This is a genomic window from Cupriavidus sp. Met-2 (assembly GCF_049843575.1).
Lineage (GTDB): Bacteria > Pseudomonadota > Gammaproteobacteria > Burkholderiales > Burkholderiaceae > Cupriavidus > Cupriavidus metallidurans.
The window spans coordinates 573821-595951 of sequence record NZ_JBBHZL010000001.1; the positions used below are offsets into that span (position 1 = coordinate 573821).

17 protein-coding genes are annotated in these 22131 nt (G+C 65.8%); 7 read left to right on the top strand and 10 right to left on the bottom strand.

The genetic code is table 11. From position 1 onward, the window contains the following. Positions 1 to 20 precede the first annotated feature (20 nt). Complete coding sequence (locus WD006_RS02660; RefSeq protein ID WP_286879674.1) at positions 21 to 5999, top strand: Hpt domain-containing protein; 5979 nt, start codon at positions 21 to 23, stop codon at positions 5997 to 5999. Positions 6000 to 6071: 72 nt separating this feature from the next. Here WD006_RS02660 and WD006_RS02665 read toward each other — a convergent pair whose 3' ends face one another. The 4 genes from WD006_RS02665 to WD006_RS02680 form a co-directional block, all read right to left on the bottom strand. Then, positions 6072 to 7385, bottom strand: coding sequence for an MFS transporter (locus tag WD006_RS02665; protein ID WP_286879675.1), 1314 nt, complete (start codon positions 7383 to 7385; stop codon positions 6072 to 6074). Between the two features lie 109 nt (positions 7386 to 7494). After that, positions 7495 to 8256, bottom strand: coding sequence for an SDR family oxidoreductase (locus tag WD006_RS02670; protein ID WP_008643586.1), 762 nt, complete (start codon positions 8254 to 8256; stop codon positions 7495 to 7497). Between the two features lie 70 nt (positions 8257 to 8326). Continuing rightward, on the bottom strand, positions 8327 to 8566 hold the full coding sequence (locus WD006_RS02675) for a hypothetical protein (RefSeq protein ID WP_008643588.1): 240 nt from the start codon (positions 8564 to 8566) through the stop codon (positions 8327 to 8329). Beyond that, entirely contained in the window at positions 8559 to 9995 is a 1437-nt protein-coding gene (locus tag WD006_RS02680; RefSeq protein ID WP_286879677.1) for an aldehyde dehydrogenase family protein, read from the bottom strand. The genes WD006_RS02675 and WD006_RS02680 overlap by 8 nt, the downstream gene beginning before the upstream one ends. A gap of 164 nt (positions 9996 to 10159) precedes the next feature. On the opposite strand from WD006_RS02680, the gene ppa reads away from it, so the two are divergent. Next, positions 10160 to 10687: an inorganic diphosphatase gene (gene ppa, locus WD006_RS02685; RefSeq protein ID WP_008643591.1), complete on the top strand. Its 528-nt coding sequence runs from the start codon at positions 10160 to 10162 to the stop codon at positions 10685 to 10687. Positions 10688 to 10757: 70 nt separating this feature from the next. Here ppa and WD006_RS02690 read toward each other — a convergent pair whose 3' ends face one another. Then, a complete protein-coding gene (locus WD006_RS02690) occupies positions 10758 to 11954 on the bottom strand; it encodes a GNAT family N-acetyltransferase (protein ID WP_286879678.1) in 1197 nt (398 codons plus the stop codon). 155 nt (positions 11955 to 12109) lie between these two features. Here WD006_RS02690 and WD006_RS02695 point away from each other — a divergent pair, with 155 nt between their 5' ends. Continuing rightward, the gene (locus WD006_RS02695; protein ID WP_286879679.1) at positions 12110 to 14173 is read left to right on the top strand and encodes an NAD(+) synthase; all 2064 of its coding nucleotides are present in this window, start codon (positions 12110 to 12112) and stop codon (positions 14171 to 14173) included. Positions 14174 to 14286: 113 nt separating this feature from the next. Next, complete coding sequence (glnK, locus tag WD006_RS02700; protein ID WP_008643594.1) at positions 14287 to 14625, top strand: P-II family nitrogen regulator; 339 nt, start codon at positions 14287 to 14289, stop codon at positions 14623 to 14625. 69 nt (positions 14626 to 14694) lie between these two features. On the opposite strand, the gene WD006_RS02705 is transcribed toward glnK, so the two are convergent. From WD006_RS02705 to trxB, 3 genes are all read right to left on the bottom strand, one after another. Next, a complete protein-coding gene (locus WD006_RS02705) occupies positions 14695 to 15342 on the bottom strand; it encodes a trimeric intracellular cation channel family protein (protein WP_008643595.1) in 648 nt (215 codons plus the stop codon). Between the two features lie 7 nt (positions 15343 to 15349). After that, positions 15350 to 16024 (bottom strand): Smr/MutS family protein, encoded by a 675-nt coding sequence (locus WD006_RS02710; protein WP_286879681.1) that lies wholly within the window; start codon positions 16022 to 16024, stop codon positions 15350 to 15352. A 118-nt stretch (positions 16025 to 16142) separates the two neighbouring features. After that, positions 16143 to 17096, bottom strand: a complete 954-nt coding sequence (trxB, locus tag WD006_RS02715; protein ID WP_008643597.1) for a thioredoxin-disulfide reductase — start codon at positions 17094 to 17096, stop codon at positions 16143 to 16145. Between the two features lie 181 nt (positions 17097 to 17277). On the opposite strand from trxB, the gene WD006_RS02720 reads away from it, so the two are divergent. The 3 genes from WD006_RS02720 to WD006_RS02730 all read left to right on the top strand — a co-directional run bounded on the left by WD006_RS02720 (position 17278) and on the right by WD006_RS02730 (position 20973). Beyond that, positions 17278 to 19605, top strand: coding sequence for a DNA translocase FtsK (locus WD006_RS02720; RefSeq protein WP_286879682.1), 2328 nt, complete (start codon positions 17278 to 17280; stop codon positions 19603 to 19605). A gap of 298 nt (positions 19606 to 19903) precedes the next feature. After that, positions 19904 to 20548, top strand: a complete 645-nt coding sequence (gene lolA / locus WD006_RS02725) for an outer membrane lipoprotein chaperone LolA (RefSeq protein WP_008643599.1) — start codon at positions 19904 to 19906, stop codon at positions 20546 to 20548. 8 nt (positions 20549 to 20556) lie between these two features. Further along, positions 20557 to 20973 (top strand): hypothetical protein, encoded by a 417-nt coding sequence (locus WD006_RS02730; RefSeq protein ID WP_035881484.1) that lies wholly within the window; start codon positions 20557 to 20559, stop codon positions 20971 to 20973. A 28-nt stretch (positions 20974 to 21001) separates the two neighbouring features. Here the strand turns inward: WD006_RS02730 and WD006_RS02735 are convergent, their stop codons facing one another. Both WD006_RS02735 and WD006_RS02740 read right to left on the bottom strand, forming a co-directional pair. After that, positions 21002 to 21169, bottom strand: a complete 168-nt coding sequence (locus WD006_RS02735; RefSeq protein WP_008643601.1) for a hypothetical protein — start codon at positions 21167 to 21169, stop codon at positions 21002 to 21004. Positions 21170 to 21331: 162 nt separating this feature from the next. Further along, positions 21332 to 21994 (bottom strand): hypothetical protein, encoded by a 663-nt coding sequence (locus WD006_RS02740; RefSeq protein WP_286879684.1) that lies wholly within the window; start codon positions 21992 to 21994, stop codon positions 21332 to 21334. Positions 21995 to 22131: the final 137 nt, after the last annotated feature.

A 22131-nucleotide genomic window follows, 5' to 3' on the forward strand; every position in this document is an offset into this window, starting at 1 on the left:
AGGGCGCAACGGAACTGGTCATGTCTTTCAATACCATCCTGTCGAGCGAAGTGGCCGAGGCGGCCGCGGCGCAACTGTCATCCACGCCGGAGCCTGCTCCCGTTCCGGCGGCGGAGGCACCCGCCGCGCCGCAGCGCGACCTGTCGGTGCTGGCCTGGCTCGCGCCAAGCCTGCGTACCGCGCTCGACGATGCCGCCATCGAACTCGGCCACTACGTGGACGAGATCCAGCAGACGCCGGAGGCGTTGGGCGCGCGCGATACCACTTCGCTGCGGCTGGCCGGCCAGCAACTGCATCAGGCCGCAGGCGCGGTGCATATCGTCGGGCTGCGCGGCGTGGATGCCTATTGCCAGGCATTGCGCCGCCTGCTCGAGGCCATCGACGCCGGCACGGTGCCCGCCAGCCAGGAAACGCTCGTGGTGTTCCGCACCGGCGCGCAGGCGCTGGCCGAGTACGTCGACGACCTGATGGCGGGCGATGCCGAAGACCCGCTGCGCCTGTACCAGCCCTATGCCACCGCGTTGAACCTGATGAAGGAAGAGCGCGTGCATCCGGCGGACCTGTGGCTCGATGAGCTGCAGATGCTGCCGGGTATCGTGCTGCCTACGCTTTCGGCATCGGCCGTCACCCGGGCGCGCCAGCGCTTCGAGGCTGCCTTGCTGCGCGCGCTGCGCTTGCCCGCGCCGTGCCCGGACACGTCCATGCTGCGCGAGGCCTGGCTGCCGCTGCAACTGGCGCTCGACGACGTGCGCAACCAGGAGCAGGAGGCGCGCCGCGCCACAGACACGCCTGATCGCGGTATCTGGCATACGCTGGCCATGGTGTTCCGTGGCCTCGCTCATGGCCTGCTGCCGTCCGATCTGCTGGCCAAGCGTTTCGCTGCACGCACGCACCTGCTGGTGCGCCAGTACCTGCAAGGCCAGGTGCGCGTGCCGCAGGCGCTGTTGAACGATGCGATTTTCTTCCTGGTCAGCACCGGGCTGGCCGCCGATGAATCCGACGACATCGCGACGCCCGCCGTGCAAGTTGCCGTGCAGGTGCTGCGCGCCGATATCGCTCGCAGCCTGCAGGCATATCGTGTCGACCCGGCGCATGTGGTGGCGCGTGCCGACTTCCGCCAGCGCTACTACGGCTGGCTCGATGCCATCGACACCCGCAATCTGCAGCAGGCCGCGCGGTCGATCGAGCGTGCGGCAGGCGAGGATCAGGCCGGCTGGGAGCTGGCGGTGGCCTCGCTCGCCGAAGCGGCGCTGCCGCTTGCTCAACCGGCTTTGGAGCAATGCCTGACCGCGGTGGCTGCTCATGCGGGCCGCCGTCCGTCGAACGACGCGCTGGGCCGTGCTGGCGTGGCGCTGTTCCTGTCGCAGGCGCTGGCAATGCCGTGGCGTGTGCATGGCAAGTCAGGTCACGCATCGGCACAGGAATTCGCGCAGCGCTGCGACGCGCTGGCTGCCTGCCTGGCCAATCCCGATGCCCAGGCACCGGCCTGGCTCGCCGGGATGGTCGAGGCCGCCAGTGCCCAGGCAATGCGTGCGGAAGCGGTCGCTCAGTTGCGCGCGCAACTCGACAGCGGCGAATCATGGCTCGATACGTATGATCGCAACGCGGCGCGTCCTGACGCCAGCGAAGCATTGGCCGATGCCAGACAGGCATTCGAATCCCTGCTTGCCACGCTCGAGCGCGTGTACGTCAGCGCGGCGATGCGGGATGGCATCGACGAAGCGGCGGAGGCGGCGCTGGAAGCGGTGCGGACCGTGCTGCGGTGGCTGGAAGTCCTGCCCGGAACTGTCGAGGAAGCGTCGCGCATCGCGATGCTGTCCGATATCGCCGCCGAGCTTGGCGCGGTACATGCCTTTGCCGATCTGCTGGAGTTTGGACGGGCCAAGGCCGATGTCACGGAAGACGACATCTACGCGGACTTGCAGCATCGCGATCCGGCGCCGCAGGGCGTGCTGGCGGTGGCGCGTGGCGCGGCCATGGATGCGATCCGCGTGGCGGCAGGCGCCGACTCGCCAGAGATCCAGCGCCTGCGTGGTGCGTTGCAGGCGGTCTCCGATCAGGCCGCCATCGACGACGATGCGGCGCTGCGGCGTCAGGCCAGCGAAGCCACCACGCAACTCCATGCATGGCTAGCCGGCAGCGATTCGGCGGCCGAACGTATGATCGTGGCACTGGCCGATCCACTGCCGGCGACGGCTGCAGCACCGGCAGCCACCGTGGCGCCGGCCGCCGCGCCGATGCCGGTGGATGCCGAAGCGATCGACGCCGAGCTGCTTGAGATTTTCCTCTCCGAGGCCGAAGAGGTGCTCGGGAGTATCGCCGCCGACGTGCAGGGCGGGCTCGAGGCACTGCGCGATACCGATGTGCTGAGCCGCGTGCGTCGCGGCTTCCATACGCTCAAGGGCTCCAGCCGCATGGTTGGCCTGAGCCGCTACGGCGAAGCCGCGTGGGCCGTCGAACAGGTCATGAATCTGTGGATTGCCGAAGCACGCGAGCCGCAGCCCGAACTGCTTGTGCTGCTGCACCAGGCGCACGATCTGCTGCGCGAATGGGCGCAGGCGTTGCAGCAGGACCCGTCGACCGTACGGGACATCGCTGGACTCGTTGCCGCCGCGCAGCGTGTGCGCGATCCAGACTCGGCGCCGGCCCACGCTGCCGCCGCCGCTGCCGTCGACGCAACTGCGCCGCTGGACCCGCTCGATGCGCTGCTGACGCTGCCGGCCGCGCAGCCAGATGTGGCTGCGGAGGAGGTTCCGGCCGAGGACAACGTGCTGCCGTTCCGCCTGTCCGGCGGACTCGCCAGCGACGACGACAACTACAAGGTGATTGGCCCGGTCCGGATCGGACTGCCGCTCTACAACGTCTACCTGCAGGAAGCCGACGATCTGCTGCGGCAGTTCGCGACCGATCTGTCCGAGTGGAAGCACGAGGAACATCCTTGTCCGAGCGAGCTTGCGCTGCGCGTGGCTCACACGCTGCAGGGCAGCGCGTCGACGGTGGGCCTGGAGCCGGTGCGCGAGATCGCCGAGGCGCTGGAGCAGCTTCTGCTGCTGCTGGGCCGGCACCCGGTCGCGATGCATCCGGGCGATTTCCGCTTGCTGGAGCAGGCCGTCGAACGGCTGCGTGGCATGCTGCACCAGTTCGCCGCGGGCATCTGGCCTGATGCCGATGCCGCGGTCGTCCGCGACCTGAACGATTTTGGCGAGCGAGCGCTGATGCGCCCGCGCGCAGCGGTGCCGGAGACCGATGTGTCGGGACAGGTGGGCTCGGTCGCGCGATTGTTCGGTCAGTCGCAGCCTGCTGAAGATACCGATGATGCCGATCTGCGGGAATTGCCCGAGCCGCACGCGGTGACGAACCTTCCGCCGGTCAAGCTGACGCCGATCACATCGCTCCCGCCGGTCTCGGCGCCAACGCTGACGACAGTCGGTCCGGCCGACGCCGAGACGCCGGTGCATGATGCGGTGGTGATTTCGTTGCCGACGCCGCGCCATGAGTCGGCAGCCGTCGCGCACGTATCGCCGGGCGCTCCTGACGTACTTGACGCACCGCAGGTCGACTTGTCGACCGACGCCTCGTCACTCGATCCGGCACTGGTGGAGATCTTCCTTGAGGAAGCACAAGGCAGTCTGCCCGACCTCGGCAAGATGTTGCGCACCTGGGAATCCGCACCTGCCGATACCCAGCACGGCGGGCTGATCCTGCGCGGGCTGCACACGCTGAAGGGCAGCGCGCGCATGGCTGGCGCGATGGCCCTGGGTCAGGCCGCGCACGAAATGGAAACGCTGCTCGAAGCGAGCGTGCGTGGCCAGCGCATGGCGCCGGAGTTATTCGGCCGCCTCTATGCCTGGTACGACCGCATCCTCGCGCACGTTGATGCGTTGCAGAGCGGCCGGCTGCTGCCGGTGGACGATGCCGATGTGGTCAACGGGTTGATCGCGGCCGAGCCCGAATCCGCCGTGCCGGCTGTGCCGGTTACATCGGTGGTGTCGATGGACGTGACGCAGCAGCCTACGCAGGATCTGCTACCGGCCGCGCCGCAGGCGATGCCGGTGCCGGCGAACCTGCCGACCGATGCCGATCGCCAGCGCGCGCTGGTGCGGGTGCAGGCCCGCGCGCTCGATACGCTGATCAACGATGCGGGTGAAGTGGGCGCGACGCGAGCGCGTCTGGATAGCGAACTGCTGGCGCTGCGCAGCTACCTCGGTGAACTGAACGATAACGTCGCGCGTCTGCGGATGCAGCTTCGCGAGATCGAAATCCAGGCCGAGACGCAGATGGCATCGCGCATCGCCGACGCGCAGCAAAACCAGGAATTCGACCCGCTCGAGTTCGACCGCTTCACGCGCTTCCAGGAACTGACGCGGATGATGGCCGAGTCGGTGAACGACGTGGCGACCGTGGAGCAGAACCTGCAGCGCGGCTTTGACCGCGCGTCGGGCGACCTGGCAGCGCAGGCGCGACTCACGCGTGGCTTGCAGCGCGGGCTGATGCAGGCTCGCATGGTGCAGTTCGATGCGCTGGCCGAGCGTCTCTACCGCGTGGCGCGGCAATCCGCGACCGAGACTGGCAAGGAAGTGCGCCTGCTGATCAAGGGCGGCACGGTGGAAATCGACCGCTCGGTGCTGGACCGCATGGCCGGCCCGATCGAACACCTGATCCGCAATGCCGTGGTGCATGGCATCGAGCCGGCCGACGCGCGTCGTGCCGCCGGCAAGTCGGCCACGGGCGCGCTGACGCTGGAAGTGCAGCAGGAAGGCAACGAGGTCGTGCTGACGTTCTTCGACGACGGTGGCGGCCTTGACCTTGCTCGCATTCGTCAACGGGCGGTGGCGCGGCACCTGCTGGCGCATGACGAGGATGCCAGCGACGCACGCCTGACCGAGATGATCTTCGCGCCGGGCTTTACGACGGCCGATGCGGTGTCCGAACTCGCGGGCCGGGGCGTTGGCATGGACGTGGTGCGATCGGAGACGGTGGCGCTGGGTGGCCGTATCACGCTCTCGACGGAAGTTGGACGGGGCACCAGTTTCACGGTGCATCTGCCGCTGACCACGGCTATCACGCAGGTGCTGCTGGTCTCGCTGGGCGGACGCCTGTATGCCATCCCGAGCGGCATGATCGACCAGGTGCACCAGCTGCGCGAAAAGCCGCTGCTCGATGCCTACAATGCCCGCCGCTTTGGTCCTGCGGGCGCGGATGCGCCGTTCTACTACTTCGGCGCGCTGCTGGAGGAAACCGCGCCGATGGCGTCGGGCCGCAAGTACTCGCCGGTGGTGGTGGTGCGTTCGGGCGCCGAGCGCGTGGCCGTGCACGTGGACGAAGTGATCGGTAACCGCGAAGTGGTGGTGAAGCACATCGGCCCGCATCTGGCTCGTCTGGAAGGCATTGCAGGAGCAACCACGCTGGGCGATGGCGAGATCGTGCTGATCTACAACCCCGTGGTGCTGGCGCAGCGGTGGATGCGCGAGCGCGGCGGCGTGGCACCGTCCGCGCCGGTACACCTGCGGGCGCCGGAGACGATGGGCGCCGTGGCCGAGTTTGCGGGCAATGGCGAAGCGGTGCCCGTGGCGGGTCTGATCACACAGCCGACCGTCATGGTGGTGGACGACTCGCTGACCGTGCGCAAGGCCAGCCAGCGGCTGCTGACGCGCGCCGGCTACCAGGTAGTGCTGGCCCGCGACGGCGTCGACGCACTGCGTCAGCTACAGGAGGTGATGCCCGATGCGATGCTTGTCGACATCGAGATGCCGAACATGGACGGTTTCGACCTGACGCGCAATGTTCGCGCCGACAGCCGCACGAGCCAGATGCCGCTGGTGATGATCACCTCGCGCACTGCGGAGAAGCACCGTCGCTATGCCGCGGAGATTGGCGTGAACGTGTACCTGGGCAAGCCGTTCAACGAGGATGAATTGCTGCGCACGCTGCAGCAGCTGATCGGCGAGAAGGCCGCTGCAGCGGCCGGGTCGGTGGCGCAGATGTTGGGCGAGTCGTAAGCCGTTCGCTTCGGCCGGCGCCGCTCTCCCGTCCTACGGGAGAGCGGCGCTTCAACCCAAACCTTCTATCCCTCAATCCTTCTTCTGATTCACCATCCGCGCCGGCACCGACAGCGTCAGCGCAGCGCCCACCACCATGCAGACCGCCAGCAGGTACATGCCTGAGTCGGTACTTTGCGTCATGTCCTTGAGCCAGCCCACCGCGTAGGGGCTCAGGAAGCCAGCCAGATTTCCGAGGGAATTGATCAGCGCGATGCCCGCGGCGGCGCCGGTTCCGGCCAGGAAGGACGTCGGCAGGCTCCAGAACAGCGGCAGCGTGGTCAGGATGCCAATCGTGGCGATCGTCAGGGCCACCATCGCCATGGTCGTGTCGCTGTGCCATTGCACCGACAGCACCAGACCCACCGCGCCGGCCAGCGCCGGAATCGCGATATGCCAGCGCCGCTCGCCGCGACGGTCGGCGCTGCGCGCGAACAGGATCATCCCGATCACCGCGCACCCGTAGGGAATCGCGGTCAGCAGGCCCACGTCGAGCGCGCCCTTCACGCCGGTCTGCTTGATGATCGTCGGCAGCCAGAAGCTCACGCCATACAGGCCCATCACGAAGCTGAAGTAGATCGCGCTCATCAGCCACACGCGCGGGCTCGACAGCACCTGGACCACGGGCGGGTCTTCCTTGTGCTGGTCCTCGCTGGCGATATTCCGCTGGAGCAGCGCCTTCTCGTCATCGGTCAGCCACTTGGCGTGGGTGATGCGGTCGTCGAGATACGCCAGCACCCACAGGCCCACCAGGATCGACGGGATGCCTTCGACCAGGAACATCCATTGCCATCCCGACCAGCCGTTGTGGCCGTCGAACGATTGCATCAGCCACCCGGACAGCGGGCCACCGATCACGCCGGACAGCGCGATGGCCGTCATGAAGTACGTGGTCGTGCGTCCGCGCCGGCTGGCCGGGTACCAGTAGGTCAGGTACAGGATGATACCGGGGAAGAAACCCGCTTCCGCCACGCCCAGCAGAAAGCGCAGCACGTAGAACATCATCGGCGTGGTGACGAACATCATCGCCGCCGAGATCAGGCCCCAGGTGATCATGATCCGCGCGATCCAGATGCGCGCACCCACCTTGTGCAGGATCACGTTGCTCGGCACTTCGAAGATGAAGTAGCCGATAAAGAAGATGCCCGCGCCGAGGCCGTAGATCGTCTCGCTGAACTTGAGGTCGTTGAGCATCTGCAGCTTCGCGAAGCCCACGTTGACGCGGTCCAGATAGGCCACCACGTAACAGAGCAACAGGAAGGGCACCAGGCGCCAGCTCACCTTGCGGTAGGTGGCGTCCTCGAAGCCGGCGTCTTGCGCGCCGGAACTGACTGCGGTCGTTGTCATTGCTGTCTCCTCTTTCGGGTTTTGCTTTGGGATACGACGTTACCGCTGGGTTGGAAAAACGAATCGGGGGCAACTCGGATTCACATCGGATGTGAATCGGGGGCGTGGATCAGACGCAGCGTCCTCCATCGACTTCGATGCAGGTGCCGGTGATGAACGCGGCTTCGTCTGATGCCAGGTACAGGCAGGCGTTGGCCACGTCCTGCGGTGTCGACATGCGACCCATCGGGATTGTGGCCAGGAACTTCGCGCGGTTCTCCGGGGTGTCAGGCAGGCCCATGAACTGTTCGAGCAGGCCGGTGGCGCCGATGACGGGGTTGACGCAGTTGACGCGGATATTGTCGGGGCCAAGCTCGGCGGCCATGGCCTTGCTGGCGACGATGACCGCGCCCTTGCTGCCGTTGTACCAGACCAGCCCGGGGCGGGGGCGAATGCCGGCGGTGGAGGCCACGTTGACGAAATTGCCGCCGCCGCGCTTGCGGAAATGTGGGATGAAGTGATGCGCGGACCAGTAGATGCTCTTGACGTTGACCGCGTAGACGCGATCGAACTCGGCTTCGGTGACTTCCAGGATCGGCTTGTTGCGATGGGTCGTGCCGGCGTTGTTGACCACGCAGTGGACGTCGCCGAACGCGGCCAGCGTCGCATCGCGCATCGCGGCCACGTCATCGCCCTGCGACACGTCGGCACGCATCGCGCGCGCCTGGCCTCCTGCCTCGCGGATGGCCGCCGCCACACGCTCGGCGGCTTCCAGGTTCAGGTCGGCCACCATCACGCTGGCGCCTTCGCGCGCGAACGTGTGCGCGATGCCCTCGCCAAAGCCCGAACCCCCACCTGTGACTACCGCTACCTTTCCAGACAGTCTGGCCATCGTTTGTCTCCTGTGATTGTGGTCCGGACGCGGTGCATGCCGCGCCTGGTAACCGTCCAGCTACGGATGCTCAGTGGAAGGGGCCTTTGCCCCGCAATGCATTGCCGACCATCATGATGGCCAGCAGGAAGGGCAGGGCGACATAAAGGCACCAGTGGATGCGATCCCCCAGCGACTCGCCCCATTTGCGTTTGAAGACTTGCAGGCGCGGCATGCCGGACGGGTTCGTGGCGCGCTTGTTTCTCACGTGCCAGGCCATCCAGAAAAAGAAGATGGCGAACGCGACCGACAGGAAATTGATGTTACCCATGTTGAATGGCAATGGTTTTCAGAGTGGTGAATCCGTACAGGGCCTCGAAGCCCTTCTCCCGGCCGTAGCCTGACTGGCCGGTGCCGCCGAACGGCAGCTCGACGCCGCCGCCGGCGCCATAGTTGTTGATGAATACCTGGCCCGCGCGCAGCTTGCGCGCCAGGCGCAACTGCCGCCCGCCGTCGCGCGTCCAGACCCCGGCCACGAGGCCGTACGCGGTGCCGTTGGCCAGTTGCAGGGCTTCGTCCTCGGTATCGAACGGCATGGCCGCCAGCAGCGGGCCGAAGACTTCCTCCTGCGCCAGCCGGTGCGTGGCCGGCACGTCGCGGAACAGCATCGGCACCTGGTAGTAGCCGGACTCAGGCGCTTCCGCCACGATCTGGCCCTGCGCCATCACGGAGATGCCGGCGTGCTGTGCGTCGGAGACGAAGTCCCAGACACGCTGCTGCTGCTTGCGGCTGATCAGCGGGCCGCATTCGAGATCGAGTTCCGAGGGGCCCACGCGCAGCGATTCGAAGACGCTGGCGACGCGGTCGAGCAACTCCTCGTAGACCGGCCGTTCCACCAGCAGGCGGCTGCCCGCCGAGCAGGTCTGGCCCGCATTCTGCACGATGCCGTTGACCACCACGGGCAGCAGCGCGTCGAGGTCGGCATCGGCAAAGACAATCTGCGGCGACTTGCCGCCGAGTTCCAGCGTCACCGGCACGTGGTTTTCGGCCGCGAGCTGGGATACGAGCTTGCCGGTTTCGGGCGATCCCGTGAACGAAATATGGTTGATGCCGGGGTGCCGGGCCAGTGCCGCGCCCGCTTCGTGGCCGTAACCGGTGACGATGTTCAGGGCGCCTTCGGGCAGGCCGGCTTCGGCGGCCAGTTCGGCCACGCGCAGCAGCGACAGGCAGGCATCCTCGGCCGGCTTGACCACGCACGCGTTGCCGGCGGCCAGCGCCGCGCCCACGCTGCGGCCGAAGATCTGCAGCGGGTAGTTCCACGGGATGATGTGGCCGGTTACCCCATGCGGCTCGCGCACGGTCAGGACGGTATAGCCGGCCTGATAGGGGATCGTCTGACCATGCAGCTTGTCTGCCGCGCCCGCGTAGAACTCGAAGTAGCGTGCCACCGCCCGTGCGTCGGCACGGGCCTGGCGCAGCGGCTTGCCGGTGTCGCGTGCTTCCAGCGCGGCCAGTTCGTCCTCATGCGCTATCAAGGTGAGCGCCACGCGGTTCAGCAGACGCACGCGGTCGGCAGGGGACATCGCGCCCCAGGCGCCGTCGAACGCCCGGCGGGCCGCGTGGACGGCCACGTTGACGTCCGTGGCGTTGCCGCGGGCGATCTCGGCGAAGGGTTGGCCGCTGGACGGGTCGAACACCTTGATGCGCAGGCCGGAGTCCGGGGCGATCAGGCGGTTGGCGACAAAATGCTGGGCGTGCATGCGGGGTCTCCACGGGCTCCGTTATGGAGCCATTGCTGAATTCGGGAATGCCGCATTATCGCGCACCGCGCGGGGCGTGCAAGGCACCCGGATGTCAGCCAGAGGTAAGAAGCAAACCGCTATAATGCCGGCCATCCCAACACACAGGCATTCGGAGAACTCTCATGAGCTTCAACCTCGTCTCCCCGGGCAAGGACCTTCCCAACGATTTCAACGTCATCATCGAGATCTCGGCCCAGAGCGATCCCGTGAAGTACGAGGCCGACAAGGAGACCGGCCTGCTGTTCGTGGACCGCTTCATTGGCACCGGCATGCGCTACCCGGCCAACTACGGCTTCATCCCGCAAACGCTGTCGGGCGACGGCGACCCGGTGGATGTGCTGGTCATCACCCCGTTCCCGATCCTGGCCGGCGCCGTTGTGCGCTGCCGTGCACTGGGCATGCTGAAGATGACCGACGAGTCGGGCGTGGACGCCAAGCTCGTGGCCATCCCCATGGACAAGCTGTGCCCGGCTACCGCCCACATGAAGGGTCTGTCGGATGTGCCGCAAAATACGCTCGACCAGATCAAGCACTTCTTCGAGAACTACAAGGCACTCGAAGCCGGCAAGTGGGTCAAGGTGGAAGGCTGGGCTGGCATCGAAGAAGCCCACAAGGAAATCAGCGACGGCGTGGCGAACTTCACGAAGTAATTCGCTGCCTACCGCGTTATCGAAGAAACCCGCCATCTGGCGGGTTTTTTTGTTGCCGGGGGACGACTCGCTACTCGCGCGCGCCCGCGAACGGATTCCGCTCGTTCAACTCATCCATATACGCATCGATCCCCTGACGCTCCCGCTCCAGGAAGCGCTCGACCGCGTCGGCGAACGACGGGTGCGCCAGCCAGTGCGCGGAGCGCGTGGCCACTGGCAGGAAGCCGCGCGCCATCTTGTGTTCGCCCTGCGCGCCGCCTTCGAACGTGCCGATGCCTTCGCGGATGCAGAACTCCAGTGGCTGGTAGTAGGCAGTCTCGAAATGCAGGCAGGGATGGTGTTCCAGCGCGCCCCAGTAGCGGCCGTACAGCGTGCTGACCGCCGGATCGGCATCGTAGACCAGCAGTGAGCTGGCGATGTCGCGGCCTTCGCGCTCGGCGATCACCAGCAACAGGTGCTCGGGCATCGCCGCGCCGATGCGGCGGAAGAAATCGAGGTTCAGGTAGGGCGTGGAGTGGTGATCGCGGTAGGTCTGGCGATAGCAACGGTTGAACAGCTTCCACGCATCGTCGTCGATGTCGGCCCCGCGCAGATGGCGGAACGTGATGCCGGCCTCCGTCACGCGACGGCGCTCGGCGCGGATGTTCTTGCGCTTCTTCTGCGATAGCGTGGCCAGGAACGCGTCAAAGTTCTCGTAGCCCGGATTGGACCAGTGGAACTGCACGCCGTGGCGCATCATCATCCCGGCCTCGTCCATCAGGTCGGCTTCATGGTCCGACGGAAACAGCACGTGGAGCGACGAGAGCTCGCTCTCCTGGGCCAGCGCCAGCGCGAAGCGCAGCAGCACGCGGCGCGACAGTTCATCCTCGGCCAGCAGCCGCGCGCCACGCACCGGTGTGAACGGAATCGCGGCCAGCCATTTCGGGTAGTAGGGGATGCCGTGCTGGCGGTAGGCATCGGCCCAGGCCCAGTCGAATACGTACTCGCCGTAGGAATGGGATTTGGCGTAGAGCGGCATTGCCGCGGCCAGCCGGTCCCGGCCCGGCTCCTTGCCGTCGGGCACCCACAGCGCCAGGAAGCGCGGCGACCATCCGGTTTCGTCCGTGGCGCTGCCGCTGGCGTGCAGCGCCTGCAGGAACGCGTGGCGCAGGAATGGCGTGGGCTCGGCCTGCGCGGCGAGCAGCGCATCCCAGTCGTTGGCGTCGATGTCGGCAAGGTCCTGCACGATCTCCGTGCGGTAGTTGGGGCTGAGGCGCGATTCGCTCATGAATACTGGGGAGGGCGGGGGAGGGCAGGTTGTCCACGGCCAGATGCTGGTCGAGTCTACCGGAAACGATGCTGCGGCGCAGGATGCGGGGCAGCACGCGCCGCGTGTGCGTCGTAGAATGCAGGCATCCTCAGCCCCCCAATCCTGGGCCATCCATGACTCACCCGTTCTTCAACCTCTATTCCCACGGCTTCGCGCGCGTGGCCGTGGGCGTGCCCGAGTGCCGCGTGGCCGATCCGGCCTTCAATGCCGAGCAGACGATCCTGCTGGCGCGCCAGGCGGCCGACGGCGGCGCCGTGCTGGTGGCGTTTCCGGAACTGGGCCTGTCGGCTTACACGTGCGATGACCTGTTTCACCAGCGGGCGCTGCTGCGCGAATGCGAACTGGCGCTGCAACGGATCGTGGAGGCGTCGGCCGGGATCAATGCGGCGCTGATCGTCGGCCTGCCGGTACTGGTGGAGCACCAGCTGTTCAACTGCGCGGTGGTTGTGGCCGGCGGCAAGATTCAGGGCGTGGTGCCCAAGAGCTATCTGCCCAATTACTGGGAATTCTATGAGGCACGCCAGTTCAGCTCCGCGGACTGCGCGGCCACGCCGCTGGTCTCGCTGCTCGGCGCGGAGGTGCCGTTCGGTGCCGATCTGCTGTTCGAGATCGAGAGCATTCCATTTTTCCGCTTCCATGCGGAGATCTGCGAAGACGTCTGGGTGCCGATTCCCCCGTCGTCGTTTGCCGCGCTGGCCGGTGCCACCGTACTCGTGAACCTGTCGGCATCGAATATCGTGATTGGCAAGTCGGGGTATCGCCATCAGCTCGTGTCGCAACAGTCGGCACGCTGCCTGGCCGCGTACCTGTACACGTCCGCCGGAAAGGGCGAATCGACGACCGATCTGGCCTGGGATGGCCAGGCGCTGATCTATGAAAACGGTGAACTGCTGGGCGAATCGGAGCGGTTTGCCGACAGCTCTCACCTGCTGTTCGCCGATGTCGACCTCGAGCGGCTGTCGCGCGAGCGGATGCACCAGACGTCGTTTGGCCAGTCGGTGCGTCGCCACCGCGAGGAAGTGGAACGCTTTGACACCGTGTCGTTCCACATCGACGTGCCGTCCACGCAGGCCATGCCGCTCCAACGCAAGGTGGCGCGTTTCCCGTATGTGCCGTCGGACCCGCGCCAGCGCGACGAGCGCTGCATGGAGGTCTACAACATCCAGGTGCAGGCGCTGGTGCAGCGGCTGTCGTCGAGCAAGATCTCGAAGGTGGTGATCGGCGTCTCGGGCGGGCTCGATTCCACGCATGCCCTGCTGGTGTGCGCCAAGGCGATGGACCGGCTCGGCCTGCCCCGCTCGAACATCCTGGCCTATACGATGCCGGGCTTTGCCACGAGCGACCGCACGCTGCAGCAGGCGCGCGAACTGATGAAACTGGTGGGCTGCACCGCGCGCGAGATCGATATCCGGCCGAGTTGCCTGGCAATGCTCGCGGATCTGGATCATCCGTATTCGCGCGGCGAGCCCGTCTACGACGTCACGTTCGAGAACGTGCAGGCCGGTGAACGCACCAACCATCTGTTCCGGCTGGCGAATCACAACCATGCGATCGTGATCGGCACCGGCGATCTCAGCGAACTGGCGCTGGGCTGGTGTACCTACGGCGTGGGTGACCACATGTCGCACTACAACGTCAACGCCAGCGTGCCCAAGACGCTTATCAGCCACCTGGTGCGCTGGGTGGCCGAGACCGGGCAGGTGGCCGAGGGAGGCCAGGATGTGCTGCTGGCGGTGCTGGCCACCGACATCAGCCCGGAACTGGTGCCCAGCGGGGCAACCGCGGCCGGGCAGGACAAGGCACCCGAGCAGAAGACCGAACAGATTATCGGGCCGTACGAGTTGCAGGATTTCAACCTGTACTACACGCTGCGCTTCGGGTTCACGCCGTCGAAGGTCGCATTCCTGGCGCTCCATGCCTGGGGTGACGCGGCGCGTGGAACGTGGCCGAACGGACCTCATGTGGCCCGCAACGTCTATCAACTGCCCGAAATCAAGCGCGTCCTCGGTATCTTTGTCGACCGCTTCTTCCGCACCAGCCAGTTCAAGCGCTCCTGTATTCCGAACGCGCCCAAGGTCGGCTCGGGCGGCTCGCTCTCCCCGCGCGGCGACTGGCGCGCGCCGAGCGATGGCGAGTCGGTCGTGTGGATGCGGGATCTCGCGCGGATCCCGGATTGAACCGGCAGAAATCGGGTGCGATTGCGGGCAATGTGGGTCTGCCCGCAATCGTCATGTGGTGTTTCGGGCTAGAATCCTTCATCTTCCGACATATTTAGAGACAGAGGCCAGCCATGAAGCAGATTACCGCCATCATCAAACCGTTCAAGCTCGACGAAGTGCGTGAGGCAATGGCCGACGTCGGCGTGACGGGGTTGACGGTGACCGAAGTCAAGGGTTTTGGCCGTCAGAAGGGCCACACCGAGCTCTATCGCGGAGCCGAGTACGTGGTCGACTTCCTTCCGAAGATCAAGATCGAAGTGGTCGTGGCCGAGAACCAGCTCGACACGGTGCTCGACGCCATCGTCAAGGCCGCCCACACCGGCAAGATCGGTGACGGCAAGATCTTCGTGACCGAGATCGAACGTGTGATCCGCATTCGTACCGGCGAGCAGGACGAAGCCGCAGTCTGATCGAGACTGAGATGGCAAAAAGGCCGGCAGATGCCGGCCTTTTGTTTTGGGTCGCGTCGCGGGCTTGCGCTAGCTCGGCAGCTTCCAGCCAAACTGCACCGACACCAGCCGCATTCCCATCGTGACCAGCGCGCCGGCCAGCAGCGCCACCTCCTGGTCGGCACGCAGCCAGGTCAGCCCCACGTAGATCCAGCAGCCGACGAACGAACAGGTGGCATACGGCGAGCGGTCGCGCAGGATCATCGGCACCTCGTTGCAGAGCACGTCACGCACCACGCCGCCGAACACCGCCGAAATGATGCCCATCATCACCGCTACGGTCGGCGTCATCTGCGCTACCAGCGCCAGCGAGGTGCCGGTGACCGAAAACAATCCGAGCCCGATCGCATCGGCCACCAGCATGGTGCGGTCCGACGCCACCCGGCTGGCCACGCGCAGGACGAACGACGCGCCCAACGACATCACAAAGATCAGCAGGACGTAGTACTCGTGGTCCACCCAGTAGAAGGGCCGGCGGTCGAGCAACACGTCGCGCAAGGTACCGCCGCCAAATGCCGTGGCGAATGCGACGACGAAGGTGCCGACCACATCCAGCCGCTGCTTGCGGGCATCGACCACGCCGGAGACGGCGAACGCCAGCACGCCGATCACTTCCATCACGTGCAGGATCAGGGGCAGTCGCCCCATCAGCAAATCGAACGGCAGGTGATATTGCATCCGGTTCTCAGGTCTTGGGCTGGCGTAGCAGGACCATCAGCGCGCCGGCGCCGCCCTGCGATTCGCGTGCCTGGACGAAGGCGATCACTTCTTCCTTCTGGACCAGCCAGCTACGTACCTTGCTCTTGAGCACCGGCAGCTTGTCTGGCGACCCGATGCCTTTGCCGTGAATTACGCGCACGCATCGCACGCCGTTGCGCACCGATCGGCGGAGAAAGTTGGCCAACGCCTCCCGGGCCTCGTCGGAGCGCAGGCCGTGCAGGTCGACCTTGTCCTGGGGTACCCATTCGCCGCGGCGCAGCTTCTTGATGACGTCCTCGCCGATGCCCGGGCGCCGGAACGACATCGTCTCGTCGATATCGAGCAGGTTCTCGACATCGAATTCATCGGACAGCGATGCCTCGAGCACGGCCTTGTCGTTGAGGCGGGTTTGCACCGGCTCCGGGGTCGGCTTCTTCACGGGATGCTCGACGCGGTTCCGGTCGCGCAGGTTGCTGACCTGCCCGACGCTGGTGCGGAACACGTTGGCTTCTTCCTCGGCGCGCCTGGCGGCGGCCTCGGCGGCTTGCCGCTCGGCTTCGCGGCGCTCGGCGTCGGCCTTGAGGCCGTCGCGCACCGTGGCCAGATCGTGCAGGCCCATGCGTTGGGGGGGCTTGGATGTGGGTTTGGCGCCGTGCGACATGGAGCGATTCTCTAAGGGGGCAGGTGGCTCGGCGTCGATTATAAGGAATCCAATAAGGAATCGGGCCGGTAAAAACCGGCCCGATTCGGTGACGCTAGTACCAGGTGCCCGGGGGCGATTACTTCAGCGCTTCCACATAGCGTTGCGCGTCGAGCGCGGCCATGCAGCCCGTGCCGGCGCTGGTAATGGCCTGGCGGTAGACGTGGTCCTGCACGTCGCCGGCGGCGAACACACCCGGGATGTTGGTGGCCGTGGCGTCGCCCGACAGGCCGCTCTTGGTCACGATATAGCCGTTCTTCATCTCGAGCTGGCCTTCGAACAGGTCGGTGTTCGGCTTGTGGCCGATGGCCACGAACACACCGGCGAGCTTCAGATCCTCGGTCTTGGCGGCGTCCTTGGTGTCGCGGATGCGCAGGCCGGTCACGCCCGACTCATCGCCCAGCACTTCGTCCAGCGTGCTGTCGTAGCGCAGGGCGATCCGGCCTTCTTCCACGCGCTGCATCAGGCGGTCCACCAGGATCGGCTCGGCGCGGAACTTGTCGCGGCGGTGGATCAGCGTGACCTTGCTGGCGATATGGGACAGATAGAGCGCTTCTTCCACGGCGGTGTTGCCGCCACCGATCACGGCCACTTCCTGGTTCTTGTAGAAGAAACCGTCGCAGGTGGCGCAGGCCGAGACACCGCGGCCCATGAAGGCTTCTTCCGACGGCAGGCCCAGGTACTGGGCGGACGCGCCGGTGGCGATGATCAGGGCGTCGCAGGTGTACTCGCCCGAATCGCCGATCAGGCGGATCGGCTTTTCCGTCAGCTTGGCCGTATGGATGTGATCGAAGATGATTTCCGTGTTGAAGCGTTCGGCGTGCGCCAGGAAGCGCTGCATCAAGTCCGGGCCCTGCACGCCGTTAGGATCGGCGGGCCAGTTTTCCACGTCGGTCGTGGTCATGAGCTGGCCGCCCTGGGCCAGGCCGGTGATCAGCACCGGGTTCAGGTTGGCGCGGGCAGCGTAGACGGCGGCGGTGTAGCCGGCCGGACCAGACCCGAGAATCAGCACTTTTGCGTGTTTTGCGGACATGATGCGTTCCTGTAGGCAGCGCGTGCACCGGCACGGTGGTTGCGCCGGTGTCACTCGAAACCGCCATTATAAGTGGCATGGCGTTTTGCCGACTGTTGCAAATTCCAATGAGGGCGATAGCCCGGCCAAGGTTAAAATGGCCGCCATCGTTCACTTCGTACTCTCGAACCGACCCTGACGCATGGCGCGCGCTACCACGACTACCCGGACCGACCCGTCGGCACTTCCATCGCGTATTGGCAAGCTGCTGGGCGAGGTGCGCTGGTTCCTGCTGCTGGCCGTCACGCTCGGCTTTCTCTGCGTGCTGGCCAGCTACAGCAAGGCCGATCCCGGCTGGTCTCATGCGAGCCAGGTGGCCGACATCCATAACCTTGGCGGACGTGTGGGCGCCTGGGTGGCCGACGTCCTGTTCTTCATCTTCGGATTCTCGGCCTACTGGTGGAGCGTGTTGCTGATCCGCCGCTGCTGGCGTGGCTGGCGCGAGCTGACCGCCGAACTGCCCGAGCGCGTGCAGGAGCCGCAGCACAGCACGGTCATCAGCTGGATTGGCTTCGGGCTGACGCTGGTGTCCAGCATGGGCCTGGAGGCGATCCGCATGTATCCGCTGCGCTCGGCCCTGCCGCGCGCGCCCGGTGGCGTGCTGGGTGACCTGCTGGGCGGCTGGCTGCAGCTTGCGCTCGGCTTCTCCGGCGCCACGCTGCTGTTGCTGCTGCTGTTCGCGATCGGCCTGTCCCTGTTCTTCCATTTCTCGTGGCTGTCGGTGGCCGAGCACGTCGGCGCCTTCGTCGAAACCCTGTTCATGGGCATCAAGGCTCGCCGCGAGAACAAGCAGGACCGCATCATCGGCGCCGCTGCCAAGGTGGAGCGCACCGAGACCGTGGAAGTGCAGCGCGTCCGGCAGGAAGAGGCGCCGCCGATCCAGATCGTGCGCCCGCAGGCGGTGCCTAAGCACGAGCGCGTCGAGCGCGAGAAGCAGCAGCCGCTGTTCGCCGATATCCAGGATTCGGACCTGCCGCCGCTGTCGCTGCTCGACCCGATCCCTGTGCATCAGGAAACGGTCAGCGCCGAAACGCTCGAATACACCTCGCGCCTGATCGAAAAGAAGCTCAAGGACTTCGGCGTGGAGGTCAAGGTCGTGGCCGCCTATCCGGGCCCCGTCATCACGCGCTACGAAATCGAGCCGGCCACCGGCGTCAAGGGCAGCCAGGTGGTCAATCTGGCCCGCGATCTGGCGCGTAGCCTGTCGCTGGTGTCGATCCGGGTGGTCGAGACGATTCCGGGCAAGAACTACATGGGTCTGGAGCTTCCGAACCCGAAGCGCCAGACCGTGCGCTTGTCGGAGATCCTGGGCTCACAGGTCTACAACGAGAGCGTGTCGCACCTGACCATGGCGCTCGGCAAGGACATCGCCGGCAAGCCGATGGTGGCCGATCTGGCCAGGATGCCGCACTGCATGGTGGCGGGTACCACAGGCTCGGGCAAGTCGGTGGGTATCAACGCAATGATCCTGTCGCTGCTCTACAAGGCCAAGGCGGATCAGGTCCGCCTGATCCTGATCGACCCGAAGATGCTCGAAATGAGCGTCTACGAAGGCATTCCGCATCTGCTTTGCCCGGTGGTCACCGATATGCGCCAGGCCGGCAACGCGCTGAACTGGGCGGTCGGCGAGATGGAGCGCCGCTACAAGCTCATGAGCAAGCTCGGCGTGCGCAATCTGGCCGGCTACAACAAGAAGATCGACGAAGCCGCCGCAAGGGAAGAGAAGATTCCGAACCCGTTCAGCCTGACGCCGGACGCGCCGGAACCGCTCGACAGGCTGCCGACGATCGTGATCGTGATCGACGAACTGGCCGACCTGATGATGGTGGTCGGCAAGAAGGTCGAGGAACTGATCGCCCGGATCGCCCAGAAGGCGCGCGCGGCTGGCCTGCACCTGGTGCTGGCCACGCAGCGGCCGTCAGTGGACGTGATTACCGGCCTGATCAAGGCCAACGTGCCGACGCGCATCGCATTCCAGGTGAGCAGCAAGATCGACTCGCGCACGATTCTGGATCAGCAGGGCGCCGAAGCACTGCTCGGCATGGGCGACATGCTTTACCTCGCGCCGGGCACAGGCTTGCCGGTGCGTGTCCACGGGGCGTTCGTATCCGATGAGGAAGTGCATCGCGTGGTCGAAAAGCTCAAGGAAAGCGGCGAAGCCAACTACATCGAGGGCATTCTCGAAGGCGGTCTGGTCGACGGCGATGGCGCGGGCGATAGCCTGGGCGGCGGCGCCGGGATTGGCGGTGGTGGCGCTGAGGCCGATCCGCTCTACGATCAGGCCGTGGAGGTGGTGATCAAGAATCGCCGCGCATCGATCTCGCTGGTGCAGCGCCATCTGCGCATCGGCTACAACCGCGCGGCGCGCTTGCTCGAGGACATGGAAAAGGCCGGACTGGTCTCGGCCATGTCGGGCAACGGCAACCGTGACATCCTCGTGCCGGCCGGCGCGGGCGCGCACGACGAGTAAGAGGCGCTATCAAGATGAAGCAAAGCGGTTCTGGCTAGACGCGCGGCCGCAGACAGTACAAGTGGTACGGCAAGGCCGCGCAACGACGCCAGAATCATTTTGACAGCGCTTCTAAGGCGTGAGGAGGATGAAACGCGTCATAGCGCGTTTCACACGGCTTCGGGCCCCTCGCAAGTGACGGTTAATATACCGTTACGCCGCTCACAAGCCGCTGCGGAATTCAGGGCGCCGACTCCGGCTCTAACCCGACATCCCGGCCAGCGCCGGGCATCAGCCACTCAAGAAAGGAATCGGATACATGCGATATCGCATTCTTGCTCCCCTGGTTTCCCTGGGCGCCGCACTGGCACTGCTGGCGGCCGCGCCTGTCGCGCAGGCGGCGGCAACCGACCAGTTGCAGACCTTCGTGACCAGCGTGAAGACGGCTCGCGGCGAATTCACGCAGCAGCAGATGAAGGGGAAGGGCGCCGATCTCAAGGTAGCCAGCACGTCGAGCGGGACATTCGCGTTCTCGCGCCCCGGCAAGTTCGCGTGGCGCTATACCAAGCCATACGAGCAACTGCTGCAGGCCGACGGCCAGATCCTCTACATCTACGACAAGGACCTGAACCAGGTGACCGAGCGTAAGCTCGATGGCGCGCTTGGGTCGAGCCCGGCGGCCATCCTGTTCGGCAGCAATGACCTGTCGAAGAATTTCGACGTGAAGAACGGGGCCACGCGCGATGGCGTGGAATGGCTGGAACTGACGCCGAAGGAAAAGGATACGCAGTTCGAGCGGATCGGCATCGGTTTCAAGGGCGGCAACCTCGAGGCGATGGAGTTGCGTGACGCCTTCGGCAACACGACCATCCTGACCTTCTCGGCGATCCAGAAGAATCCGTCGCTGCCCGCCGATGCATTCCGCTTCACAGTGCCCAAGGGCGCCGATGTGATGAAGCAGTGAGGAGCGCCATGACACACGCCCAAGCATTCCTTTCGTTGCGTCGCCTGGCCGTGCCGGGCGCCACGCTGGCCGCGGCGCTGGTGCTGTCCGCCTGCGCAAGCTCACATGCAAGCCGTTTCGACGTCGATGCCTTCCTGCGCGGCTCCGATACGGCGCTGCCCGAAGTGCTCGGCAATCCGGACTTCCTCAAGGCCACGCGCATTCCGCAGACCGACTGCGCGACGATGCTGCAATCGCCTCACAACGGCACCCTGGAAGACCTGCCGGCCAGCAATACGGCGCGGGGTCCAGCATGGCTGCTGCATCCCGCCGATACGCCGGACAAGGTCTGGCTCGTGGTGGGAGAGGCCGGCGGCGAGCGTAGCTGCCACGGTCCGCTGCCTGCCGATGCCATGAAAAAGCTGACCGAGCGCGCCAAGGGCTGACCCGGCGACGCCCCGTCAGCCTTTGGCGCTAGGCCTGTGCCTCGCGCGCGTAGCGCAGACGTGGCTTGGGCATGGCCTGCAGTTGTTCGCGGCGGATGCGGATCGCCTCCGCGTCGCCGCGCTTGATCGCCGCGCGCAACTTCAACACGGCTTTGCGGTACTGCTTCTTCTTGCGGATGCGGGTCGTGATGGCCATGGCTACGGTTTCCTCATGGGGCCGGCACCAGCGCCGGGTGTCCGTCATGGTAGGCCGCACTGGCCGTCCCGATCCCGTCTATCGAAAGAATTCAGATCGGATTGCCATCGCACATATTGCGGCGACGCAGCATCGGCCGCGCCGCCGTGAACCAGCCGAGGCTCAGAGCAGAAAGCGCCGGTTGTCGTTTTCCGCGTATCGCGGCTCTACCTTGCGGAATTTCAGCTTCGTGCTGCTGCGCAGCTTGCGCGCCGCCATCTTGCGCTGCAATTGCCGATGGGCGGAGTGGATCTGGCCAATCGAGCCTTGCGCGTAGGGCTTGCCATCGTTGGCGCCTGCCAGCGCGCCACCCGCCGCCAGCGCGGCATTGTGCGCCGCAGCCGACTTCTTGATCAGCGCGTCAAGCACATGCCGCGCACGGACGGCAGCATGGAGCAGGCCGTCGGCAGGATTGTCGCGCGCCCGCACCGCATCCTGCGGCAGCCGGACATTGCCAGCCACCCGCCGCAGCGCGGCCCGCAGTTCGGCGCTATCGAGCTGGCCTTCCTGCGCGATCCAGACCGCATCGTGGCGTAGCCAGCCTTCCACGTCGGCCAGCCGGCGCAAGACTGCCTGCATCAGCGTCTGGCCACCAAAGCGGTGCGAACGACGGATCGCGGCCAGGCCAATACGGCGTACCTGCGGATTCTCGTGATCGACCAGATCCGCGATGATGCGGTCCACCTCCTCCTGTGACGTGATCATCTCGGCGAACTGGCCCGCCAGTGAGATCTCTTCCGCGCCGGTGAGCCTGTTCTTGCCCACCAGCCGATTCAACTTGAACATCAGCATTCGGTAACGCAACATACAAATCCCCGATTTTCGCTAGGCCGACCAAGGGTCGGCCGATATCCGCCTGGCCGGCGGCCGCATCGGCGCGATGCGGGCCGCATCCGTCGAAACGCAGGCCATTAGGAAATATC

What these genes read in the sequence shown, in the direction of transcription:
- WD006_RS02720 (WP_286879682.1), top strand. Translation starts at nt 17,278, where the DNA reads ATGGCGCGCGCTACCACGACTACCCGGACCGACCCGTCGGCACTTCCA.
- WD006_RS02695 (WP_286879679.1), top strand. Translation starts at nt 12,110, where the DNA reads ATGACTCACCCGTTCTTCAACCTCTATTCCCACGGCTTCGCGCGCGTG.
- WD006_RS02670 (WP_008643586.1), bottom strand. Translation starts at nt 8,256, where the DNA reads ATGGCCAGACTGTCTGGAAAGGTAGCGGTAGTCACAGGTGGGGGTTCG.
- lolA (WP_008643599.1), top strand. Translation starts at nt 19,904, where the DNA reads ATGCGATATCGCATTCTTGCTCCCCTGGTTTCCCTGGGCGCCGCACTG.
- WD006_RS02665 (WP_286879675.1), bottom strand. Translation starts at nt 7,385, where the DNA reads ATGACAACGACCGCAGTCAGTTCCGGCGCGCAAGACGCCGGCTTCGAG.
- WD006_RS02680 (WP_286879677.1), bottom strand. Translation starts at nt 9,995, where the DNA reads ATGCACGCCCAGCATTTTGTCGCCAACCGCCTGATCGCCCCGGACTCC.
- WD006_RS02690 (WP_286879678.1), bottom strand. Translation starts at nt 11,954, where the DNA reads ATGAGCGAATCGCGCCTCAGCCCCAACTACCGCACGGAGATCGTGCAG.
- WD006_RS02730 (WP_035881484.1), top strand. Translation starts at nt 20,557, where the DNA reads ATGACACACGCCCAAGCATTCCTTTCGTTGCGTCGCCTGGCCGTGCCG.
- trxB (WP_008643597.1), bottom strand. Translation starts at nt 17,096, where the DNA reads ATGTCCGCAAAACACGCAAAAGTGCTGATTCTCGGGTCTGGTCCGGCC.
- WD006_RS02660 (WP_286879674.1), top strand. Translation starts at nt 21, where the DNA reads ATGTCTTTCAATACCATCCTGTCGAGCGAAGTGGCCGAGGCGGCCGCG.
- WD006_RS02675 (WP_008643588.1), bottom strand. Translation starts at nt 8,566, where the DNA reads ATGGGTAACATCAATTTCCTGTCGGTCGCGTTCGCCATCTTCTTTTTC.
- WD006_RS02735 (WP_008643601.1), bottom strand. Translation starts at nt 21,169, where the DNA reads ATGGCCATCACGACCCGCATCCGCAAGAAGAAGCAGTACCGCAAAGCC.
- glnK (WP_008643594.1), top strand. Translation starts at nt 14,287, where the DNA reads ATGAAGCAGATTACCGCCATCATCAAACCGTTCAAGCTCGACGAAGTG.
- ppa (WP_008643591.1), top strand. Translation starts at nt 10,160, where the DNA reads ATGAGCTTCAACCTCGTCTCCCCGGGCAAGGACCTTCCCAACGATTTC.
- WD006_RS02705 (WP_008643595.1), bottom strand. Translation starts at nt 15,342, where the DNA reads ATGCAATATCACCTGCCGTTCGATTTGCTGATGGGGCGACTGCCCCTG.
- WD006_RS02710 (WP_286879681.1), bottom strand. Translation starts at nt 16,024, where the DNA reads ATGTCGCACGGCGCCAAACCCACATCCAAGCCCCCCCAACGCATGGGC.
- WD006_RS02740 (WP_286879684.1), bottom strand. Translation starts at nt 21,994, where the DNA reads ATGTTCAAGTTGAATCGGCTGGTGGGCAAGAACAGGCTCACCGGCGCG.